The following is a 20,879-nucleotide window of genomic DNA, read 5'->3' as shown; positions in this document are numbered from 1 at the left end:
GTGTCCGGCCGCTGTCTGATACTCTCCGAACAGAGGGCATCGGACTTCGGGCATCGGACTTCGGATTTCGGACCACGGACTTCGATTGTGGGGGTGAGGATATGCAGGCGGTGTTATTAGTCGATTTTGGCAGCACATATACAAAAGTGACGGTCGTGGACTTGGCGGAGGAAAGAATCGTAGGGACGGCTAAGGCCGGAACGACGATTGCGGGAAATATTATGGATGGGCTGAACGAGGCTCTGGCCCAGATTCCCGAGCCGGAAGGCGGCTGGAATTTCGTGCGCAAGCTCGCTTGCAGCAGTGCGGCGGGTGGACTGAAAATGGTCGCCAGCGGCCTGGTCAAGGAACTGACGGCAGAAGCGGCGCGCCGGGCGGCTTTGGGTGCCGGGGCCAGGGTCTTGCGAGTGTTCAGTTATGAACTTTCCCCGGATGATTTGGAGGAGATTGTTTCTCTGCGCCCGGACCTTCTGCTCTTAGCGGGAGGAACGGACGGGGGAAATAAAGAGATTCTCCTGAAAAATGCGGAGCATTTAAGCCGGCTGCCCCTGAGTCTGCCGGTGGTGGTGGCCGGTAACAAGGTGGTGGCCCGCGAGGCGGCGGAGATCCTGGGCCGGCGCCATGCCCCGGTGGTGGTGGCGGGAAACGTCATGCCCGAGCTCAATGTGTTGTCCGTGGAATCCGCCCGCTCGGCCATTCGGGAAGTCTTCCTGCAAAATATCGTCCAGGCCAAAGGACTCGATAAAGCGGAAGAATTTATGGAAAGAGTGCTGATGCCCACCCCCGCCGCCGTCTTGTCGGCCGCGGAGCTGTTGGCCCAAGGGGAAGGCGAAGAGGAGGGGTTGGGTGAACTCTTGGTTGTGGATGTGGGTGGCGCGACCACGGATGTCCATTCTCTGGCCAAGGGAGAGCCCAGTAAAGCGGGGGTCATGCTGAAAGGGCTGCCGGAACCTTTTGCTAAACGGACGGTAGAAGGGGACCTGGGCATGCGCTACAGCGCCCCGGCCCTTGGCGAGGCGGCGGGTAAGCGCCTGGCGGGAAACCTGGGCTGGCCGGAGGAGAAAGTGCGGGAGCGCTTGGAACTCTGCGCCAAGGAGCCCTGGCGGCTGCCCGCAACGGATGAAGAGAGGGATTTTGATATCGCGATGGGCCGCCTGGCGGTTGAGCTGGCGGTGGAAAGGCACGCCGGCACGCTGGAAGTTGTCTACACTCCTTTCGGTGCCACCTACTTGCAGCACGGCAAGGATTTGACACAGCTCCCGGCGGTGATTGGAACGGGCGGGGTGCTCTTGTACCATTCCCGGCCTCTGGAGATTCTGCGGGGGGCCCTCTTCGACCCGCTGCAGGCGGGGGTTCTTAAGCCGCAGGACCCGGCGTTTTACCTGGATGGAGAATATATCCTGGCAGCTATGGGCTTGTTGCGGGAAATCGCTCCCGGAACGGCCCTGCGTATGATGAAAAAATACTTGGTTAAGCTTGTAGGAGGGAAAACGGATGGAGTTGTCGGTTAAACAGATGGATCCGGAGGAGTTCGGGCGTCAGCGGCAAGAGGTGCTGACCGCCTGGCCGACGGGCAAAGAAGTGGATTTTGACGAGGCGGTCGCTTATCAGAAAGAACTGCCCGCCGCCAAGGTTATGGCGGCAAAGTTGGCGCAGGGCAAAGCGAAAGGCGTGACTTATGCTCAGCCCCGGGCCGGAGTGGCCCTGATCAGCGAACACATCGAGCTCCTTCGTTACCTGCAGGATGAGGGAGGAGCGGACCTCCTGCCTACGACTATCGACTCTTATACCCGGCAAAACCGCTATAAAGAGGCCCAGGGGGGAATTGAGGAAAGCCGGAGCATCGGCCGCTCGATGCTGAACGGGTTTCCTGCGGTCAACCATGGTGTGATGGCTTGCCGCCGGGTTGTGGAAAGCGTCGGGGTACCGGTTCAGGTGCGCCACGGGACTCCGGATGCCCGCTTGCTGGCGGAAGTGACTTTGGCCGGGGGTTTTACAGATTTCGAGGGTGGTTCGATTTCTTACAATATTCCCTATGCTAAAGATGTCCCCGTGGAGAATACGATTAAGTACTGGCAATATGTGGATCGACTCGTCGGGCTTTATGAGGAAAATGGGGTTCGGATTAACCGCGAACCGTTTGGGCCGTTGACCGGCACGCTGGTCCCTCCCTCGATCTCCCATGCGGTAGGAGTCATCGAAGCGGTGCTCGCGGTAGCCCAGGGAGTAAAGAGTCTGAGCTTGGGCTACGGGCAGTGCGGAAACTTGATTCAGGATGTGGCGGCCCTGCATACTCTGCCGCTTTTGGCGCAAGAGTACTTGAAAAAGCTGGGTTATCCCGAGGTGATGATTACGACTGTGTTCCATCAGTGGATGGGTGGGTTCCCGCAGGATGAAGCCAAAGCGTACGGGGTTATCTCCTGGGGAGCGGTGGCCGCGGCTCTGGGTAAAGCGACCAAGGTGATCGTGAAGACCCCGCATGAGGCCTTGGGTATTCCGACGAAGGAAGCAAATGCCGCGGGCCTGCGGACGACAAAACAGGTCTTGAACATGCTCAGGGATCAAACCCTGCCGCAGACGGAGGAACTGACTCTGGAAGAAAAGATGATTCTAAGGGAGACCCGCCTTATTCTGGACAAAGTTCTGGAACTGGGTGAAGGGGATATGGCTGTGGGAAGTGTGCGGGCTTTTCAGGCCGGTGTAATCGACGTGCCGTTTGCTCCCAGCCGGTTTAATGTGGGGAAAATTTTGCCGGCGCGGGATACGACAGGTGCGGTAAGGATCCTCGATTTCGGCTGCCTGCCTTTTGACAGAGAGATCAGGGATTTTCATCAAGAACGCATCGCCCGCAGGGGGCGGGACGAAGGCAGGGATCCCTCCTTCCAGATGGTTATCGACGACATTTACGCTATCGGTAAAGGGATGCTCGTCGGCCGACCGAGAGGGTAGCCCGCAGTTCGATGTTCGCAGTTCGATGTTCGCAGTTCGATGTTCGCAGTTCGATGTTCGTGGTTGGATGTTCGCAGTTCGATGTTCGTGGTTCGATGTTCGTGGTTCGATCATCGCGGTTCGATCATCGTGATTCGATCATTGTGGTTGGATCATCATGGTTGGGTCATCGGGGTTCGCTCCTTGCGGTTCGAGCATTGTTTCAGCCTATGGCTTGTCTAGTTTCTATATAATTGAAGTTCCTTGAATTGAACGGTGGGAGGATTTAGTATGAAGATAGTGGATGTGCTGGCGGCACCCGGGCTGACGGGGTTCTATTTTGACGACCAACAGGCGATTAAGGCCGGGGCGGCTCATGACGGATTTGCTTATACCGGAGAGCCTTTAACTGAGGGGTTTACGGCGGTACGCCAGCGCGGGGAGTCGATTTCGGTCATTCTCGTCTTGGAAGACGGGCAGATTGCTTATGGGGACTGTGCCGCCGTACAATATTCCGGAACAGGAGGGAGGGATCCCCTGTTTCTGGCTGAGGATTTCATCCCGGTCATTTTGGAAGAGATCCGGCCCAAATTGGTGGGGCAGGATCTGGATTCTTTTCGGCGTTTGACCAAGATGACAGAAGAGCTGACCCGGTCCCGTGGAGGACGCTACCATACCGCTATTCGTTACGGGGTGAGCCAGGCCATTTTGGACGGCGTGGCCAAAGCCAAACGCCTGACGATGACGGAGATCATCGCGCAAGAGTACAATTTGCCCCTGATTTTGGAGCCGGTGCCGATCTTCACCCAAACGGGGGATGAGCGCTATGAAAATGCGGACAAAGCCATCATTAAACGGGCCGGGGTTTTGCCTCACGCTTTGATCAATAATGTGGAAAGCAAATTGGGGCGAAACGGGGAACTCCTGCTGGAGTATGTGGAATGGCTGAAAAAGCGCATCGTGACTTTGGGAGACCGGCATTACCATCCCACGCTCCATATTGATGTATACGGGACGATAGGCCTGGCTTTCGGCGAGGACACGGACAAGATGGCGAACTATCTGGGCGAGTTGGAAAAGGCGGCCGATCCGTTCGATTTGCGTATCGAGGGTCCCATGGACGCAGGGAGCAAAGAGGGGCAGCTGGAAGCCCTCAAGGCTTTGCGCTCAGCCCTGCGGGCGAAGGGGATCAAGGTGGAAATCGTAGCGGACGAGTGGTGCAACACCTATGAGGATATTGTCGAATTTGTCGATGCCGGAGCGGCCGACATGGTGCAGATCAAAACTCCGGATCTGGGTGGGATTCAAAACACGATCGAAGCGGTCCTTTACGCCAAGAAACGGGGCATTGGCGCTTATGTGGGAGGCTCATGCAATGAGACGGATTGCGGCGGGCGGGTGGCGGTGCACGTTGCCCTGGCGGCACGTCCGGATCAAATGTTGGCCAAACCCGGGATGGGTGTGGATGAAGGGTATATGATTGTCCATAACGAGATGAATCGGACCCTGGCGGTTTTGCGGGCGAAGGAAAGCAAGAAGACGCACCGGCAAAGGGCTTTTTGGAGCTGATCATGGGTAAGATTGGCCTGACCACGACGGTCCCCATGGAAGTCATCTATGCGGCGGGGGAGACTCCTGTTGACTTAAATAACATCTTTATTACCGGCCTGGATGCCATGAAGCGGGTGGAGGAGGCGGAATTGGCCGGCTATCCGCGCAGTGTCTGCGGCTGGATCAAAGGACTTTATTCGACGGCTCTCCACCATCCCGATATCCGCAGGATTATCGCCGTTACCCAAGGGGATTGCAGCAACACGCACGCCTTGATGGAAACCTGGGCTCTGGAGGGTCTGCAGATTTTGCCTTTTGCTTTTCCCTACGATCGGGACCAAGACATGCTGCGCCTGCAGATCGAGAAACTAATCGAGGCCCTGGGGACCTCGTGGGAGGCCGTCCGACGGGAAAAGGAGCGATTAGATCTACTCCGGGCTTCAGCTTGGGAAATCGACCGCTTAACCTGGCAGGAAAACAAGGTGAGCGGCCTGGAAAACCATCTGTTCCAGGTTTCCTGTTCGGATTTTAACGGGGATCCCGAGGGATTTGGCGCCGAGATGGAAAAATTCATCGCCGAAGCGCGCCGCAGGGAGCCGCAGCCGGGGCGCGAGGGCCGGCTGCGGGGCAAAAAGGAGATCAGGCTGGGCTTCGTCGGTGTGCCGCCGATTTTTACGGATTTGTACGATTTTCTGGCAAGCCGGGGAGCCAGAGTCGTCTACAACGAAGTGCAACGGCAGTTTACGATGCCTTTTGCCACCCGGGACATCGTGGAACAGTATCGCCTCTACACTTATCCGTATTCCGTTTTCGAGCGGCTGGCAGATATCCTGAGAGAGGCGGAAAGGCGGGACCTGGACGGAATTGTTCACTATACCCAGAGTTTTTGCTATCGCCAGATTGAGGATCTGATCATCCGCAGGAAGCTGCCTTACCCGGTTCTCAGTCTGGAAGGGGAGAATCCGACGGGCCTTGACGCCAGGAGCAAGATGCGCCTGGAATCCTTTTTGGACATGCTGAGGGAGTAATTGCGGCTTCACCGGGTTGCAGAGGGTTCCTTGGCGCGTGAATTCCGCCGGCTTAGCCGCAGCGCAGGGCTGACTTGGGTTAGCGGTCGTATGATTCCGGCCCCTGCGCCCATGGGTGCGCAGGGCATTGGCGCGGGGGCTGAAAGTTGTTTTCCCCGGCTGCGGCGGGGGTGTATAAAAGTTGCGGGGGTGATTGCTCTGGCGGAATTGATTTGCGGGGTCGACCTGGGCAGTCGGAGTGTCAAGATTGCCCTGGCCGAGCGGGGAATAGGAGAAGGATTGGGCCGGATTTTGCGTCTCGAGCGCGTTGACACCATCGCTTTTTACCGGAATTACGGGCGCAAAGAAGGGGACAAGCTCAGCGTGGATTTTGCCCGCCTGGGCCTGGAATCGGTCCAGACCTTGGTGTCGACCGGCTATGGGCGTAACACTTTGGAATTGGCCGGCGGGGAGGCGATACCGGAGTTAAAAGCACACGTCCTAGGGGCGATGTATCAAAGTGGGCTGAGGGATTTCACCCTGGTGGATTTGGGCGGCCAGGACAGCAAAATTATCCAGGTGCGTAAAGGCAAGATGGTGGATTTTCAAACGAATGACAAGTGCGCGGCTTCTTCCGGCCGTTATCTGGAAAATATGGCCCATGTCCTCGGCATGAGTCTGGAGGAGTTGGGCCGGCATGCAGAAGATCCGGTGGAACTCAATTCCACCTGCGCCGTTTTCGGCGAAAGTGAACTCATCGGCAAGATCGTCGAGGGCCGGCCGCTTTGCAAACTGGCCGCCGGAGTCAACGCCACGATCGTCAGGCGCATTCTTCCTTTACTCCGTTCCTTTCCGGGTGAAAAGTTGGTTTTCACCGGCGGGGTCGCTTATAATCAGGCGGTGCGCAAGCTCTTGGCCGACGGGTCCGGCAGGGAAGTGACCGTGCCGGCGGAGCCTCAATTTAACGGAGCCATCGGTTGTTGTCTTTACCCCGAAGTCTGAGGCTGCGATCTCCGGCAGGTTGAAGCGGGGAGGGAACCGCGGACGCCGGTCCCGGGACAGCGAAGGGGGCACGGATCAGAGCCGGCAGAGTATAAGTACCGAGGTACAGGTATCGAACTGCGGATATCGAACTACGAACACGGGAGGGAAAAAAGCGTGAAAGAGATTCATGTGGATCGCATTGTTGAGGCCCTGGAGCAGCTCTGTCTTGAAGCTAACTATGATCTCGGCGAGGACATCATGGCCAGTTTCCGGCGGGCCCGGGAGAGTGAAGCGTCCCCACTGGGGAAGGAAGTCTTGGATCGCCTGATCGAAAATGCTCAAGTGGCGCATGATGAACGGGTACCCATGTGCCAGGACACCGGGATGACGGTCGTATTTGTCGAGGTGGGGCAGGATCTCCATGTCGTCGGAGGTGCTCTGACGGATGCGCTGAATGAAGGGGTGCGGCGCGGCTATGAAAAAGGCTATCTGCGCAAATCCGTGGTCAAAGACCCCTTTGACCGGGTCAACACCGGAGACAATACTCCGGCTGTTATCCATTATAATATTGTCGCCGGGGACAGAATCCGCCTGGTGGTTGCGCCGAAGGGTGCGGGGAGCGAGAACATGAGCGCCCTCAAGATGGGCAAGCCTTCGGACGGTTTGGAAGGGGTTTTGCAGTTCGTGGTGGATACGGTGGATAAAGCCGGAGGCAATCCCTGCCCGCCGATCATCGTCGGGGTCGGTGTCGGAGGCACGATGGAGAAAGCGGCCCTCCTGGCCAAAAAAGCGCTTTTGCGTCCGGTCGGAGAGCATCATCCGGAGGAGCGGTTGGCCAAGATTGAGGCAGAGTTGCTCGAACGGATCAATAAACTGGGCATCGGCCCTCAGGGTTTCGGTGGGACGACGACGGCTTTGGCTGTGAACTTAGAGGTCTACCCCACTCATATTGCCGGAATGCCGATGGCCGTCAATATCGGCTGCCACTCGACGCGGCATAAAGGGGTCACTCTGGAAGGGAGGGAAGCGTAATGGCTGAAATTAAGCGGATTGAAACCCCGTTGACGCACGAAATGGTAGCGGGCCTGAAAGCCGGTGACAATGTTTTGATCAACGGAGTGGTTTATACGGCCAGGGATGCCGCCCACAAGAAAATGGTGGAGGCATTGTCCCGGGGTGAGGCTTTGCCTTTTGACGTAAAGGATCAAATAATTTATTTTGTCGGGCCCACTCCGGCTAAGCCGGGTCAGGTGATCGGCTCCGCCGGACCGACGACGAGCGGCCGGATGGATGCTTACTCTCCCACCCTCCTGGCTCTTGGTTTGACGGGAATGATCGGCAAGGGGCTGCGTTCGGCAGAGGTTATTGAGGCGATGAAGAAACATGGAGCCGTTTATTTCGGCGCGATTGGCGGGGCCGGGGCACTCATCGCCAAATGCATCGTGGCCGCGGAGGTCATCGCTTATCCGGAGCTGGGTCCGGAGGCAGTGAGGCGCTTGATTGTGAAGGATTTCCCGGCCATGGTGATTATTGACAGTGAGGGAAACAACCTTTATGAGACCGGCAAAGCGCAGTACCGGAGGGCCTAAGACCGGTTTAACATCTTTGCCGGACAGCTGTCGAGTGTGAGCTGCCGGCGGGCAAGGGCGGTTCCGTTATCTCGGAACCGCCTTTTGTCGTAGTGGCTGGGGGCATCAATTGAGGGAGCAGCCTTGCCTTGGGACGCGTTGGTTCGGTAGAATTCGTACTGCGAGAAAAAGTCGCTTGAAGTCGATAAATAGCAGGAATTATGTCCGGCGAACACGAATGTTCTACCTTGTTAAGAAGTCGCTCGCGCATACCGGGTGCCACAGGGGGCACCGGATGCGAACGGGGTAAAGTGAAGCTGATGAGGGGGGCTTGGGGTGCCGGAGTTGAAAGAATTTGATTTGAAAGAATCCCTGCAATTACTGCGGCTGAATGAAAGCGAACTGGCCTTGGTGCGTGAGATCCGACCTTTGATGGAGCAGGAAGCGGATGAGATCGTGCGCAACTTTTATGCCCACATTACGACGGTTCCTGGTCTGAAGGCGATTATTGACCGGTTTTCTTCGGTGGAGCGATTACGGGTGACGATGAAGAAATATCTGCTTTCGCTCTTCCCGGAACGGATAGACGAGGAGTTTATGGCCTGGCGCGTGACGATCGGACAAGTGCATAAGCGGACCGATTTACCCTCGTTTTACTACTTGGGAGCCTATCAGGTTTTGTTTGACGAAATAGAGCCGCGCATTTTCCGGTTTTATCGCAGAAAAAAAGAGAAAGCTCTGCAGGTGAGCGCGGCTTTGAGCAGGATTCGCAGTTTTGATCAGCAGGTGGTGATGGCCAGCTATATCCAATCCTATATGTCGGAGATCGACAAAAAAAGTGAGTTGGAAGCGGCCTTGGCCAAAATATCCCTTCTGCAGCAGCGGGTTAACGATGCCAGCCAGACGTTGGCGGCTTCTTCCGAGGAAACGGCGGCTTCGGCGGCCCAGATGCATGAGGCCACCGGTCTGATCTCGAACAACGCGGCGGAAGCCGCGCAGTTTTCCAAGAAAGTGGATACTCTGGCGAAAGAAGGAGCAGCCAAGATTCAGGGCATTTCGGAGCGGATGTTGGAGCTGGCGGAAATGACGGGGCAGACGCGGGAGAAAATGACTCAGTTGGACGAGAGTTCGGCCCGGATCGCCTCCATCACGGATGTGATCAAAGAGATCGCTTCGCAAACGAATCTGCTTGCTCTCAATGCGGCCATCGAAGCCGCGCGGGCGGGAGACAGCGGGCGCGGTTTCGGGGTGGTAGCGGAAGAAGTGAAAAAGCTGGCCAATCACTCCGAACAATCGGTGCGCGAAATCAGTTCCATGATCACATTGACCAAGCAAAATACCTTAGCGGTCAACCAGGCTATTCGTGAGACCACGCAGGCGATGCAGGCCGCCGCGCAAGAGGCGGGAGAAGTGGTGGCAGGTTTCGGCGAGATTATGTCGGCGATCAATTCCAGCATCCAGCAGGTGCGTGAGATTGCCGAGCAGATTGACGCCTTGACGGTGACGGCCGGTCAGATAGGCTCCGCTTCGGAAGATGTGGCCGCTTCGGCGACTGCCCTCGCCCAAATGGGTTTTGAGACGGAACAGTACTGAGGTATGGAATCTGAGAACATGAATTCTGAGATAAGATAAGATAAGATATGGGTTGCGATGGCAAGAGTTCTGAGGGTATAGGTTCTGAGGATATGAGTTCCGAGGGCAAGAGTTCGCAGGGTATGAGTTCTGAGGATATGGGTTCGGAGAGTATGAGTTCTGGCGTGATATGAGTTCTGAAGGTAAGAATTATGAGGATATGGGTTCTGGGGATATGGATTTCGCCAGGCAAATTGTGTGAATATGGATACTGAGAATAGGGGCCTTGAGAATACGAGTGAAGAGGCTTTTCAGGTTCGACGACTTTGGGCTTTTTCTAGGGCTTTGGATTTGGCGCTTGTGGATGAAGAGATTGGGCGTGGCTTTCTACTGCCGATTGGGAAACGCCACGGTGAGCGCGTGGGTTATATGGCGCTTGGTTTGGGCCGTGAACTCGGTTTGACGCGGAAAGCCCTGACGCACGTGACAGTGGCCGGGCTTTTGCACGACATCGGAGCGGTGGGCGGTTTTCGCCGTTATCACGGGGACCCCCGTCTCATGGTTGAACATTGCCTCTTGGGGGAAAGGTTGGTCGGACGTTTTCCTGCGGGGGAGAGTTTAGCTCCGGCGGTCCGTTTTCATCATGAGGCTCCTGACCCCGCGTGGGGAGCCTTGGGTGCAGCCGCCGAACAAGTTCCTTTAGCGGCAAGAATTCTGGCTTTGGCCGACAGAGTTGATGTGCGCCTGAAGCGAGGGGTGCTTACGGGCCGAGAACGGGAGGATGTAATCCGCTGGGTTCAGAGCGCTTCCGGAAGCCAGTTATATCCTGAGGCGGCGACAGCTTTCTTGAGACTGGCCGAGAGGGAAGCATTCTGGTTGGACCTGGAGCAGCCTGATCTGCTGCAAATTTGTTTGGGTGTGCTTTTCCCCGGGAGTGAGCTTGCCGCCGGCGCTAAGCTGGAAACCGGCTTTACCGATTACTTGGCGCTAACGTTTGCCGACCTGATCGATCAAAAGAGCGAATTTACTTCCAGGCATTCGCAGGCAGTGGCAGAAACCGCTCTGCAGCTGGCGCGGGGATTGGGCTGGGGGGATGAGGCTTGCTATGAGATGAAAGTGGCGGGGCTTTTACACGATTTGGGCAAGTTGGCCGTGCCGAGAAAGATACTGGATAAGCAAGGATTTTTGGATCCGGCCGAGATCGCTGTGATACGAACTCATACCTATTATACGTACAGACTGTTGAGCGAGGCAGGGTTCCCGAATCGGCTGGTTCAGTGGGCGGCTTATCATCACGAGCGCTTGGACGGCACGGGTTATCCCTTTGCCTTGGGGGCGGGGGAACTATCCGCAGGCAGCCGTCTCATGACCATAGCGGACATATTTACGGCACTGACGGAAGACCGGCCCTACCGCAAGGCACTGACGCCGGGTGAAGCTTTTGAGCTCATGCGGAAGGGCGCGGGCAAGAGTTTGGATAGTGATCTGATGGAACGCGCGGCCAAAGTTTTGACCTAAGGCTTAAGCGAGGCCTTTAGACACTCTCAAATACGGGTTTTAGATCGATGGAGAGATCCGAAAAAATAGATACTTTTACGGTGTCATCGTCCGTATATATTTCCGGCCGGCCATATCTGAGGTCCTCCTGAAGGATAAAGACTGTGACAAGCTTTCCCTCGGGTTCAACGAGCCAATATTCCTTGACTCCGGCTTTTTCATATGTATTGAATTTGATCAGCCTGTCCATTTTCACGGAGGAGGGTGACAGAATTTCCACAATCAGATCGGGAGCGCCGTGACAGCCTAAGGCATCAATTTTAGTTTTGTCACAGACCACGGTAATGTCCGGTTCAACGACTTTTTTTATGTCCTCGTTTTTTTCTTCGCCGTTTTCCGCTAATCGCACCGAGAAAGGGGCCGGATAGACTTTGCAAGGTTTTCCGGTTAAATAGACTGCGATTTGCTTGGACAATTCCATAAGTATTTCTTGGTGCCTGGGAGAGGGTGCAGCCTGCATGCAGGCGATGCCGTCAATAATCTCCCATCGTTGGCCTTCCGGCCAGGTGAGATAGTCGGCGTAAGAGTATTTTCCTTGCTCTTGCGGTAAGGACATGCTTTCTCCTCCCTTAAAACAACTCCTTGCAGATATTATACCATATCTGGAATTAAGGGAAAGTATAGGATATTCGACATCTGCACGTCAAATCTAGGTGCTTATGTACATTCGGCGTTGTGGTGCGGCCTCAGTGGCGATCAAGTATGCAGGTTCATACCCCAAACCGTAATCTTTTCAGACCACGTACTCAGGCCTCCACCCCGCCGGCGGTTTCCCTTTTCTCCCAGCCTGAGGTGTCGCCACAAAAATACCTTTGTCAGAACCCGTTTGTATCCTTGGCCAATTCCTCAATGGCAGTCAATGGAAGCTTAGTTGCTTGTTGTATTTGTTCTGCCGTCATTCCCATCTTGATCATTTCTCCGGCAACCTCAATCATGCCTTCCGCTCTACCTTCCGCTCTACCGTCTGTTTTCGCTGTATCCAGCAAGCCCATCTCATAGCCCAGGTAAGCCAGGTAGTCATCATAGGCACGTCTCTCTTTTTCATCCATCATCAGGTAGCCCAGTTTTTTGGCTGCCAGTAGAATCCCCGGGGATTTAAAGTCATCCCGGATCGCCCCGTGTTTGAAGAAATAGACCCACTCGTCTATGTCCTCATTGATCATGTCTTCAAATTTCTCGACATAGATCATGTAATACTCCGGGAAGACGTTTTTGCGGGTTATGCTGGGTTGGTCCACTCCCAGCGGCGATGTTCCATGCAAGGCAAGCGGTTTTTTGGTGTGGAGTCCCACCATCTCTGTGGTACCATAATAAATGAAATCGGTATTTTCCTTTTCATCTAAACGCATGGTATGGTAGAGGATGCTGATGGAGATGATCTTCACCACTTCGCTATAATTACTGCCAAGCTCTATGCTTTCCACTACGGCCTTGGATGTTCCCCATAGCATTCTTTGCAGGTAATCCACTTCGCGCTGGTTCTGTATCTCAATGATAATTTGCCTTCCTTGGGAGTCAATACATTTTAAATCAACCCGGTTGAATTTCCGGTTTTCCTGCTCCCGGTTGCTTTCGCTTTCGAGGATACCTTTGACTGTGATATTTTCTTTCAGCAAGTTGGACAAAAAAGCTTCCAATACATCGAAGTTTGCCTTGTTCCGCAGTATATATTTCATCGCCCAATCAAAGCGTACAAGTTTTTTCATGGGTTACGCCGCCTCCATCTAAATGTTTTTCTAAGTTCAAAGTTAAATGCTTCTCAAGCCTAAGTATAGTATAGCGCGGGTAGGCTGTAGAGAGCAATCAGCACGTGATGGGTATTTTCTGCGCCCACTCTACCGGGCCATTCGGCAGATTACGGGGTATCCCCTCTTGCAGAGGGGCCAGATAAGCTTAATGATTCGTTCGAAGTTCTTTGGGGTAGTGGTTTTTGATTTGTCCGGCAACTTTCTTGGCCCAGCCCAGGGGGAACTCATCGACCCCAACGAGCATCCAGCCGTCCGGGCCGGGTTCTGTCCACGACTCTCCACGCAGGTACAGCCGAAGGCGCGGATCGGACGGCGACAGGGATAGATAACAGGAAACGTCTTGAGGGCTCAGCGTATGAGCGAGCGCTTGACCCGGCTGAAAACGGCCGGGTTTCACTTCGCCCAGATGGAGTCCGGGCCGGACGATATGCAGTCCCTCCAGGGAGACCTCCGGGGCGGGGTTTAAGTAGAGGTGGCTGCCGAAGTGGAGGTAAGAGCTTGGGTTGGATGCACCGGGAAGAAGCGATAAGATGGCAGAGAGATCGTGAGGGAAGATGGCCCCGGCAAAGGAGAAAAATGCTTCCTGACCGGAAAGCGCAGATCCGGCGCGGGATTGCGTGCGGGTCGACGTACGGGGTAAATTGCCAGGTTTCTTCTGATCTGACACTTGGGGAAACTCGTCGAAGCGCGTACGGCGTGACCCACGAACAGCGAATTCAGTGGAGTGTGGGCGTCCCAAGGAGATATTCTCAGAGCGTCGCTGGCACCGGGAAGCATCTTCAGAACGGCTATCGCGCCGAGAGGTGCTCACAGAGGCTTCTTTGCGCAGGACAGCGACAAAGTGTCCTTCTCCCCGGAGACGATGGGGATAGAGGCGAACCGCTCCGGGCAGCTGAGGGGAATGGATAAAATCGGGTGCCGGATCAGATAGTTCCAAGGGGGAGAATTCCGGATGCTTGGCCAGGAAGTTGAGGATAGTCTGTTCGTTTTCAGCGGGAGAGAAGGTGCAAGTGGAATAAACCAAGCGCCCTCCGGGCTTGAGCAAACGGGCGGCCGACTCCAGGATCAGAGTTTGGCGTTGAGCGCAGGCCCGGACACTCTCAGGAGACCATTCGCGCACGGCGGAGGGGTCTTTGCGGAACATTCCTTCCCCCGAACAGGGTGCGTCAAGGAGCAAACGGTCGAAATATCCGGGCAGACGTTCCGCCAAATGCTGAGGAGATTCATTGGAAACGATCGTGTTGCAAGATCCCCAGCGGTCTAGGTTCAGAGCCAGGACCCGGGCGCGCGAAGGGTTGATTTCATTGGCCCAGAGGAGCCCTCTTTGCTGCAGTAAAGAAGCGATCTGCGTGGATTTCCCGCCGGGTGCGGCGGCCAAGTCCAGGATCCGTTCACCGGGTCGGGGGTCCAGATAGGTGACGGCAGCCATGGCCGAAGGCTCCTGCAGGTAGTAAACCCCCGCCGTGTGGTAAGGATGCTGCCCCAGCTGCTCGGTGTAGTCATAGTAAAAGCCGTCTTTCACCCAAGGGATGGGGTCAAGGGTGAAGAGTCCGCGCTGCAGAAAAGCCTCGGAAGTGAGTTTCAGGGTATTGATCCGAAGTCCGTTGGTGCGGGGGGATTCGTAGGAGGCGGCAAAAGCGGGATACTCCGCGCCCAGCAAAGCCGACATGCGCTCCAGGAAAGATTGTGGTAAAATAAAAGTGGTCATTTTTTGAACTCCTTTGGTGGTTCCGGTTCTTGCGTGTTATTATACCAGATCAATTTGTGTCACACACGGAGCCGGGGGAGACACAGGGAGTGGAGCACCAGGGAGCGATAACTGAATTTTTACAACAGTTGAATTCTTAGTACCAAACTGAGGGGGTTGAGGAATGAAAGAGATATTGTGGCAGCCATCAGGGGAGCGGGTGAAGAAGGCGAACATGACGCGTTTCCGTGAATTCGTCAATGTTAAATTCGCTCTGGCCCTCAAGAACTATGATGAGTTGTATCAGTGGTCCATCACGGAGATACCCTCTTTCTGGGCCGCCATGTGGGAATTCGGGGGTCTTATCGCTTCCCAACCGTATGAGGAGGTCTTAACGAACGGAGAGGACATGTTGAATGCCCGTTGGTTTACAGGAGCAACCCTGAACTTTGCGGAGAACCTCCTGCGCTTTCGTGATGACCATACTGCGCTCATCTTCAAAGGAGAAGCCACTGAGGCAGTGCGTAAGAGCTATGCGGAACTCTATCATGAGGTAGCGAGGCTGAGCCGGGCTCTGCGCCGGATAGGGGTGACGGTGGGGGATCGCGTGGCCGGATTTATGCCTAATCTCATGGAGACCGTGGTGGCCATGCTGGCCGCGACCAGTATCGGAGCGGTCTGGTCTTCCTGTTCACCGGATTTTGGCATCAAAGGGGTGCTGGATCGTTTCGGCCAGATTCAGCCTAAGGTTCTCTTTAGTGCCAACGGCTATTATTACAATGGGAAAGAACATGATTCCTTGGGGAAAGTGCAGGAGCTTCTCAAAGCGATTCCCAGTATCGAACAGGTTATCATTGTTCCTTATCTTAGAGACTCTAAAGTAAACTCTGCTTTAGCGGAGATACCGAAGGCGTTGTTTTATGCGGATTTCCTCGCGGAAGGCGGCGTGAAGCGTCGGGAAAATACAGCGGGTACGGAAAGCGCAGAACGTGGGAAGAGAGGAGGGAGTTCAGACCCGGAGGGGACTTGGGGCGCAGAGAACGTGAAGAACTGGGGAAGCGTGAAGAAGGCAGAAGAGGTAAAAGGTACGAACAGTGCTGAAAGTACGGAGCATGAAAACCGTACTCTGAGAAGAGAGACTATAGGCACTACGCAGGGTACGGAGGATGAACAGAGTCCGGAAAGCATTGACAGAATCGAGTTTGCGCAGCTTCCCTTTGCCCATCCGGTCTACATCATGTACTCTTCGGGGACGACCGGCGTGCCGAAGGGGATCGTGCACGGGGCCGGGGGGTTGCTGCTTCAGCACCGCAAGGAACATCTGCTGCACACGGATTTGCGGCGGGAGGATGTTTTTTTCTATTTTACCACCTGCAGCTGGATGATGTGGAATTGGCTGGTCGGCGGCCTGGGGGTGGGGGCGACGCTGGTCTTGTATGACGGTTCACCGTTCTATCCGGATCCGGGGGTGCTCTGGCAGCTTGTGCAAGATGAGGGGATTACCGTGTTCGGTACGAGCGCCAAATACTTAGCCTCCTTGGAAAACGCCGGGGTTAAGCCGGGTACCCGCTATGACCTAAGCACTCTGAGAATGATCTTATCCACCGGCTCACCCTTACCGGTGGAAGGATTCCGCTATGTTTACCGGGAGATAAAACAGGATCTCTGTCTCTCTTCCATCACCGGGGGAACGGATTTGGTTTCCTGTTTCGGTCTGGGCAATCCTACGGGGCCGGTGATTGCCGGCGAAGTACAGTGCCGCGGTTTGGGGATGAAGGTCGAGAGTTATGATCCCGAGGGGAAACCGCTGCTGGAACAGAAAGGGGAATTGGTCTGCAGTGCGCCTTTCCCCGCTCAGCCGATCTATTTCTGGAATGATCCGGAAAGGAGGAGGTATGAGAAAGCGTACTTCGGCGTCTATCCGGGCGTCTGGCGCCATGGGGATTTCATCGAGATCACAGATTCCGGCGGCGTGATTGTCTATGGGCGTTCGGATGCAACATTGAATCCCGGCGGGGTGAGAATCGGAACCGCGGAGATCTATCGGCCGGTGGAGAGTTTGCCTGAGGTTCTGGACAGTTTGGTGATCGGGCAAAAGTGGGACAACGATATTAGGGTCATCCTGTTTGTTAAACTGGCGGAACCCGAAGCGCATCTGACTGAGGCCCTTAAAGAAAAAATCAAGAGGGTTATCCGGGAAAATACCACACCCCGGCACGTCCCGGCCAAGATCCTGCAAATCGCGGATATTCCTTATACCATGAACGGTAAAAAAGTGGAGCTGGCGGTCTACAATATCATCCACAACGAGCCGGTGCTGAACCGGGAGGCGTTAGGGAATCCGGAAGCACTGGAATTGTATCGGGATCTGCCGGAATTGCAAATGGAGTAAGCATTCGGTCAAGGAATTTGCGAGAAGATGAGGTCAAGCGTAGGGCTCACCTGTGAGATATAGGTGAGCCCTACGCCGCGTTGTTGAACTTATTCTTCACTGAGACATTGATCCTATAAGGCCTTGCACGTCGTGATTGTCCAGGCGGATCCTTATTCGCCCAAAGTCAAGATTTGGTCCTCGGCCCAGTCTCCTTTTGCGGTACGGAATTTAATGGCCAAGGCCTTCGGTATTTCCCGGGCGGATATCACCGTGGTGGTGACGGGCCTTTTGGGGCTCGCGGACTGGGGGAGGCGGTGCGGAGAACTCCATCATCCTTTCCACTATGTCTATCGTAAATGCGGGAGCCGGGATTTTGCGGAGGTCCCTTTGCGCGGAGAGGCAGTCCTGCTCACCTGGACCAAAGTTTACAACCTGCCGGAAGGCTATATGAAACCCTCTCTCGGTTTCGGCATCGTGCAGTTCGCGAATGGCCTCAGGGTGGCCGGGCAGCTCGAGGTCGATCAACCCGAATTCGGAATGAAAGTGCGCGCTGCGGTCGATGTGGTCCGGGAGGGGGTAGGCGAAGATTACTGCGGTTTTATCTTCAAGCCCCTGGAAGGGTGACGGGTTTTTAGGAAGGTTTCCCGGGGAGGTAAAAGGGGTCCGGCAAAGATGTGCCGGGTTGTCCTCCGATCCTCCCCGCCGGCCCCGATGCTCTGTTGGCAGGGCAGCGAGCGATAAGGGGGTATGCTTATGAGGGTTTGAGTACGGTGTTCACTGTCGCCAGGGGAAGGACAGCCGGTAAGAGCAGGAAGGAACCCAAGTTATTTTTTGAGGGGGTCTGGAAATGCTGATGAAAAAGATCTATGACATTGAAGATGTCCCTCCGCTCAGTAAAGCGGTGCCTTTGTCTTTTCAACATGTTTTCGTTCGGCGCGACGATCCTCGTCCCGCTGCTCACGAAAATGGATCCATCCGGGGTCTCAGCCTTAAGTCGGCGGAAAATCGGCTTAATTTGCAAATTGGTTTAAAGGTCCGCAGGATCTTGCATGAAAAGGAAAATTGAAAGGGACGCTTTTCAAAACGCGAATTCCTGTCTACAATAAGGGAGAAAGTAGGTGGGAGTTTTGGCCACGACCTTTGTGCATGAGCATCTGATGCAAGCGGTTTATTTTGCGCCACGGGGAAAGAAACGCCTGCTTTTTCTGGGAACTAATCTGCAGCAGCGCTACCTCAGCCCCGAAGACAAACTGATAGGCTTTCTGGGGGATGCCGGGGCGGGAAAGTCCCTGCTCATTCGGGGCATGTTCCCGGGTCTTGAATTGACAAATGATGACGACGGGATCAATGTCCGTCCGCTTCCTCTTCTGGAAGATGCGCAGAGGGGGCATTTCCGCTGCCATACCTATCACTTGGATGTCCGTTTCGAATCCGCTTTTACCCAGCCCTGGATGATTGCCGATGCCATTAAGGCGGCCATCATGAAAGGGCACCGGGTGGTCGTCGAGCATTTCGATTTGGTCTATCCCTTTTTGAACGTCAACGCGGAGGTCCTGATCGGGGTGGGCGAGGAAGTGATCGTCATGCGCCCTACGGTCTTTGGACCGGAACCCAAAGGAATCACCGATATCGTCTTCGAGTCGATTAAGTATCGCCGGATGGCACACAGTGCGGAAGATTTGACTTCTATGATTCTGGAAGAGATGGGTCTTGATAAACCGGAGATCCACAGTGATATTAAGCACGGTTTTGTCCTTGAGTCTCAGTTCAAACCGGATATTGATCTGGACCTGGTGGAACAGAGAGTTCACCAACTGATCAAAGCGGATCTGCCTATTTGTTTCGCGGATGACGAACACATTCGGGTGGGGGAGACGATGTACCCTTGTACCGGGCCGCGCATTCATATCCGCCGCACCGGTGAAATCAAGGGCTTTCGTTTGCTGAAGGAGTTTCGTTATGACCCTATCCAAAATCTCTACACCATCGCGGGGATTGTCGGGGATAACCCGACTCCGACTCGTTCTTTGGACCTCATGGGGCCGGAATACCCGATCAAGGAGCGGTGACGAAAGGGCCGCTCGCAGTCTGAGCCGGCATCTGACCTGAGTGTCGGATTCTGCCGGGTGCGGACGTGCACAACCTTTCAGAGCGTTGATCTTACGCTATCGCCCCGATAAAAATGCCGATATTTGATATGACGCCTCAATGCAGCCTATCGACGCGGCGTATCGATGATGAGAATGGATGCAGAGCAGCGAGATGACGTATCGACATAGCGTATGGACGTAAACAGTATCGAGACAAGATATCGGTGTAACATATGGATGTAATGCGTTGACGCAGTGCATGATGGGAGTAACGGAGGGTAGACATACCGGACTTTTGCCGGGGAGAGAGAGGGTATTGATGGCTTGCTCTCCGTAAAGGACGGCTTGAACACGGTTACAGAAGCGAGGTTATTACATGCGGCGTTTTGACGGACGGGCTTTTGACGAAATGCGCCCGGTGAAAATCACCCGGAACTTTACTAACATGCCGGAAGGCTCGGTGCTCATTGAAGTGGGGCAGACGAGAGTCCTCTGCACGGCCAGTGTGGAGGAAAAAGTCCCGCTCTTTCAAAAAGGGTCAGGAAAAGGTTGGATAACCGCGGAATATTCCATGCTTCCCCGGGCAACCCAAACCCGGACGCCACGGGAAGCGACCAGGGGGAAGCTCAGTGGCCGCACGATGGAAATCCAACGCCTGATCGGCCGGGCCTTGCGCTCGGTGGTTGAACTGAAGAAACTGGGGGAGCGCACGATCTGGCTGGACTGTGATGTGCTCCAGGCGGACGGGGGGACGAGGACAGCGTCGATCACCGGCGCGTACGTCGCTCTGGTCGATGCGGTGCAAGTCCTCCTCAGCAAAGGGTTGCTGAAAGAAAACCCCATCCGGGATTCTCTGGCGGCTGTGTCAGTGGGAAAGGTGCGGGGGGAAGCGGTGTTGGATCTGGCCTATGAGGAGGATTCTCAGGCTGAGGTGGACATGAATGTGGTCATGACCGGAACGGGGAAATTTGTCGAGATACAGGGGACAGCGGAGGATGCGCCCTTCGATCGGGAGGAGTTAGAATGGTTCCTCCTCTTGGCGGAGAAAGGAATTAAAGAGCTGATAGAAATGGAAAAAGCCGCTTTAGGTTCGGAGTAGGGAGTGGTGACCCCGAAGGTTAGAACATGGAAGGGGGAAAACGGTCTTTCTTTTCCGACGGAAGCCGGGAGTATTAGGCCGTGATGATGATGAAGTTTTTGCTGGCGACTTCAAACCAGGGAAAAGTGAAGGAACTGCAGGATTTATTGGCGGATGAGGAGATTGAGGTCCTTTCTCTCCAGGATATTGAGGGTTGGCAGGAAGTGGCGGAAACCGGGAAAACATTTGCCGAAAATGCGGCGATCAAAGCGCGGGCGGCGGCGGAAAAGACCGGGTTGATCTCATTGGCGGACGACTCCGGCCTGGAAGCGGATGCTTTGGCAGGTGCTCCCGGAGTTCATTCGGCCCGTTTCGCCGGTGAACCGAAAGACGATGAAGCCAATATTGACAAGCTCCTGAAACTCTTGGACGATGTTCCGGATGAAGCGCGCACAGCCCGCTTCCGTTGCTCTTTGGCTGTGGTTACACCCAGCGGGGAGGAATACACCACCGAGGGTATGGTAGAGGGAAGAATCCTGCGCCAGAGGCGGGGAAAAGGCGGGTTTGGCTATGACTCCGTTTTCTATGTGCCGGATTTTGGCCGGACCATGGCGGAGCTGAGCGTGGCCCAGAAGAATAAACTGAGCCATCGCGCGCAGGCCTTTCATAAAGCCCTTCCCATTTTGAGGGAGTTAAAACAGCGATCGGCAGGCGGCTGAAACGGTTAAAAATCAT

General features: G+C 55.1%; 18 protein-coding genes. 15 read left to right on the top strand and 3 right to left on the bottom strand.

Features of this window, described 5'->3' with window-relative positions; translation table 11 throughout:
* Positions 1 to 101 precede the first annotated feature (101 nt).
* The 9 genes from glmL to MNU25_RS00590 all read left to right on the top strand — a co-directional run bounded on the left by glmL (position 102) and on the right by MNU25_RS00590 (position 11,128).
* Positions 102 to 1,511 (top strand): methylaspartate mutase accessory protein GlmL, encoded by a 1,410-nt coding sequence (glmL, locus tag MNU25_RS00630; RefSeq protein WP_240983304.1) that lies wholly within the window; start codon positions 102 to 104, stop codon positions 1,509 to 1,511.
* On the top strand, positions 1,495 to 2,949 hold the full coding sequence (locus MNU25_RS00625; RefSeq protein WP_240983303.1) for a methylaspartate mutase subunit E: 1,455 nt from the start codon (positions 1,495 to 1,497) through the stop codon (positions 2,947 to 2,949). Before glmL ends, MNU25_RS00625 begins: the two co-directional genes overlap by 17 nt.
* A 270-nt stretch (positions 2,950 to 3,219) precedes the next feature.
* Positions 3,220 to 4,497 carry a methylaspartate ammonia-lyase gene (locus MNU25_RS00620; protein ID WP_240983302.1) on the top strand — a complete coding sequence of 426 codons (1,278 nt, stop codon included), beginning with the start codon at positions 3,220 to 3,222 and terminating at the stop codon, positions 4,495 to 4,497.
* 2 nt (positions 4,498 to 4,499) lie between these two features.
* Positions 4,500 to 5,507, top strand: coding sequence for a 2-hydroxyacyl-CoA dehydratase family protein (locus MNU25_RS00615; RefSeq protein WP_240983301.1), 1,008 nt, complete (start codon positions 4,500 to 4,502; stop codon positions 5,505 to 5,507).
* A 30-nt stretch (positions 5,508 to 5,537) separates the two neighbouring features.
* On the top strand, positions 5,538 to 6,488 hold the full coding sequence (locus MNU25_RS00610) for an acyl-CoA dehydratase activase (protein ID WP_372503688.1): 951 nt from the start codon (positions 5,538 to 5,540) through the stop codon (positions 6,486 to 6,488).
* A gap of 156 nt (positions 6,489 to 6,644) precedes the next feature.
* Positions 6,645 to 7,502: a fumarate hydratase gene (locus MNU25_RS00605; RefSeq protein ID WP_240983300.1), complete on the top strand. Its 858-nt coding sequence runs from the start codon at positions 6,645 to 6,647 to the stop codon at positions 7,500 to 7,502.
* The gene (locus tag MNU25_RS00600) at positions 7,502 to 8,059 is read left to right on the top strand and encodes a Fe-S-containing hydro-lyase (RefSeq protein WP_240983299.1); all 558 of its coding nucleotides are present in this window, start codon (positions 7,502 to 7,504) and stop codon (positions 8,057 to 8,059) included. The genes MNU25_RS00605 and MNU25_RS00600 overlap by 1 nt, the downstream gene beginning before the upstream one ends.
* Before the next feature lie 315 nt (positions 8,060 to 8,374).
* A complete protein-coding gene (locus MNU25_RS00595) occupies positions 8,375 to 9,631 on the top strand; it encodes a globin-coupled sensor protein (RefSeq protein ID WP_240983298.1) in 1,257 nt (418 codons plus the stop codon).
* 243 nt (positions 9,632 to 9,874) lie between these two features.
* Entirely contained in the window at positions 9,875 to 11,128 is a 1,254-nt protein-coding gene (locus tag MNU25_RS00590; RefSeq protein ID WP_240986678.1) for an HD-GYP domain-containing protein, read from the top strand.
* Between the two features lie 16 nt (positions 11,129 to 11,144).
* Here MNU25_RS00590 and MNU25_RS00585 read toward each other — a convergent pair whose 3' ends face one another.
* The 3 genes from MNU25_RS00585 to MNU25_RS00575 all read right to left on the bottom strand — a co-directional run bounded on the left by MNU25_RS00585 (position 11,145) and on the right by MNU25_RS00575 (position 14,623).
* Positions 11,145 to 11,723, bottom strand: a complete 579-nt coding sequence (locus MNU25_RS00585) for a Uma2 family endonuclease (protein WP_240983297.1) — start codon at positions 11,721 to 11,723, stop codon at positions 11,145 to 11,147.
* Between the two features lie 259 nt (positions 11,724 to 11,982).
* Positions 11,983 to 12,873, bottom strand: coding sequence for an Rpn family recombination-promoting nuclease/putative transposase (locus tag MNU25_RS00580; protein ID WP_240983296.1), 891 nt, complete (start codon positions 12,871 to 12,873; stop codon positions 11,983 to 11,985).
* A 187-nt stretch (positions 12,874 to 13,060) separates the two neighbouring features.
* Positions 13,061 to 14,623, bottom strand: a complete 1,563-nt coding sequence (locus tag MNU25_RS00575; RefSeq protein ID WP_240983295.1) for an RsmB/NOP family class I SAM-dependent RNA methyltransferase — start codon at positions 14,621 to 14,623, stop codon at positions 13,061 to 13,063.
* 163 nt (positions 14,624 to 14,786) lie between these two features.
* Here MNU25_RS00575 and MNU25_RS00570 point away from each other — a divergent pair, with 163 nt between their 5' ends.
* From MNU25_RS00570 to MNU25_RS00545, 6 genes are all read left to right on the top strand, one after another.
* Positions 14,787 to 16,994, top strand: coding sequence for an acetoacetate--CoA ligase (locus tag MNU25_RS00570; protein WP_240983294.1), 2,208 nt, complete (start codon positions 14,787 to 14,789; stop codon positions 16,992 to 16,994).
* A 132-nt stretch (positions 16,995 to 17,126) separates the two neighbouring features.
* Positions 17,127 to 17,600 carry a Zn-ribbon domain-containing OB-fold protein gene (locus MNU25_RS00565; RefSeq protein ID WP_240983293.1) on the top strand — a complete coding sequence of 158 codons (474 nt, stop codon included), beginning with the start codon at positions 17,127 to 17,129 and terminating at the stop codon, positions 17,598 to 17,600.
* A 223-nt stretch (positions 17,601 to 17,823) separates the two neighbouring features.
* Entirely contained in the window at positions 17,824 to 18,042 is a 219-nt protein-coding gene (locus tag MNU25_RS00560) for a hypothetical protein (RefSeq protein WP_240983292.1), read from the top strand.
* A 91-nt stretch (positions 18,043 to 18,133) separates the two neighbouring features.
* Positions 18,134 to 19,045, top strand: coding sequence for an alanine-tRNA synthetase second additional domain-containing protein (locus MNU25_RS00555; RefSeq protein WP_240986677.1), 912 nt, complete (start codon positions 18,134 to 18,136; stop codon positions 19,043 to 19,045).
* Between the two features lie 397 nt (positions 19,046 to 19,442).
* Positions 19,443 to 20,165 carry a ribonuclease PH gene (rph, locus tag MNU25_RS00550; RefSeq protein ID WP_240983291.1) on the top strand — a complete coding sequence of 241 codons (723 nt, stop codon included), beginning with the start codon at positions 19,443 to 19,445 and terminating at the stop codon, positions 20,163 to 20,165.
* A gap of 89 nt (positions 20,166 to 20,254) precedes the next feature.
* A complete protein-coding gene (locus MNU25_RS00545; protein ID WP_240986676.1) occupies positions 20,255 to 20,863 on the top strand; it encodes an XTP/dITP diphosphatase in 609 nt (202 codons plus the stop codon).
* The last annotated feature ends 16 nt before the right edge of the window (positions 20,864 to 20,879 follow it).

The sequence above is a fragment of the Acididesulfobacillus acetoxydans genome, assembly GCF_902729405.1.
Classification (GTDB): domain Bacteria; phylum Bacillota; class Desulfitobacteriia; order Desulfitobacteriales; family Desulfitobacteriaceae; genus Acididesulfobacillus; species Acididesulfobacillus acetoxydans.
The sequence above is the reverse complement of the archived record's forward strand: the minus strand, read 5'-3'. Positions and strand labels throughout refer to the sequence as shown.

Excerpts from the sequence above, each read along its gene's own strand:
- MNU25_RS00620 (WP_240983302.1), top strand. The coding sequence starts at position 3,220 with ATGAAGATAGTGGATGTGCTGGCGGCACCCGGGCTGACGGGGTTCTAT.
- rph (WP_240983291.1), top strand. The coding sequence starts at position 19,443 with ATGCGGCGTTTTGACGGACGGGCTTTTGACGAAATGCGCCCGGTGAAA.
- MNU25_RS00560 (WP_240983292.1), top strand. The coding sequence starts at position 17,824 with ATGCTGATGAAAAAGATCTATGACATTGAAGATGTCCCTCCGCTCAGT.
- MNU25_RS00615 (WP_240983301.1), top strand. The coding sequence starts at position 4,500 with ATGGGTAAGATTGGCCTGACCACGACGGTCCCCATGGAAGTCATCTAT.
- MNU25_RS00585 (WP_240983297.1), bottom strand. The coding sequence starts at position 11,723 with ATGTCCTTACCGCAAGAGCAAGGAAAATACTCTTACGCCGACTATCTC.
- MNU25_RS00575 (WP_240983295.1), bottom strand. The coding sequence starts at position 14,623 with ATGACCACTTTTATTTTACCACAATCTTTCCTGGAGCGCATGTCGGCT.
- MNU25_RS00555 (WP_240986677.1), top strand. The coding sequence starts at position 18,134 with ATGCAAGCGGTTTATTTTGCGCCACGGGGAAAGAAACGCCTGCTTTTT.
- MNU25_RS00625 (WP_240983303.1), top strand. The coding sequence starts at position 1,495 with ATGGAGTTGTCGGTTAAACAGATGGATCCGGAGGAGTTCGGGCGTCAG.
- MNU25_RS00570 (WP_240983294.1), top strand. The coding sequence starts at position 14,787 with ATGAAAGAGATATTGTGGCAGCCATCAGGGGAGCGGGTGAAGAAGGCG.
- MNU25_RS00545 (WP_240986676.1), top strand. The coding sequence starts at position 20,255 with ATGAAGTTTTTGCTGGCGACTTCAAACCAGGGAAAAGTGAAGGAACTG.
- MNU25_RS00600 (WP_240983299.1), top strand. The coding sequence starts at position 7,502 with ATGGCTGAAATTAAGCGGATTGAAACCCCGTTGACGCACGAAATGGTA.
- MNU25_RS00590 (WP_240986678.1), top strand. The coding sequence starts at position 9,875 with ATGGATACTGAGAATAGGGGCCTTGAGAATACGAGTGAAGAGGCTTTT.
- MNU25_RS00580 (WP_240983296.1), bottom strand. The coding sequence starts at position 12,873 with ATGAAAAAACTTGTACGCTTTGATTGGGCGATGAAATATATACTGCGG.
- glmL (WP_240983304.1), top strand. The coding sequence starts at position 102 with ATGCAGGCGGTGTTATTAGTCGATTTTGGCAGCACATATACAAAAGTG.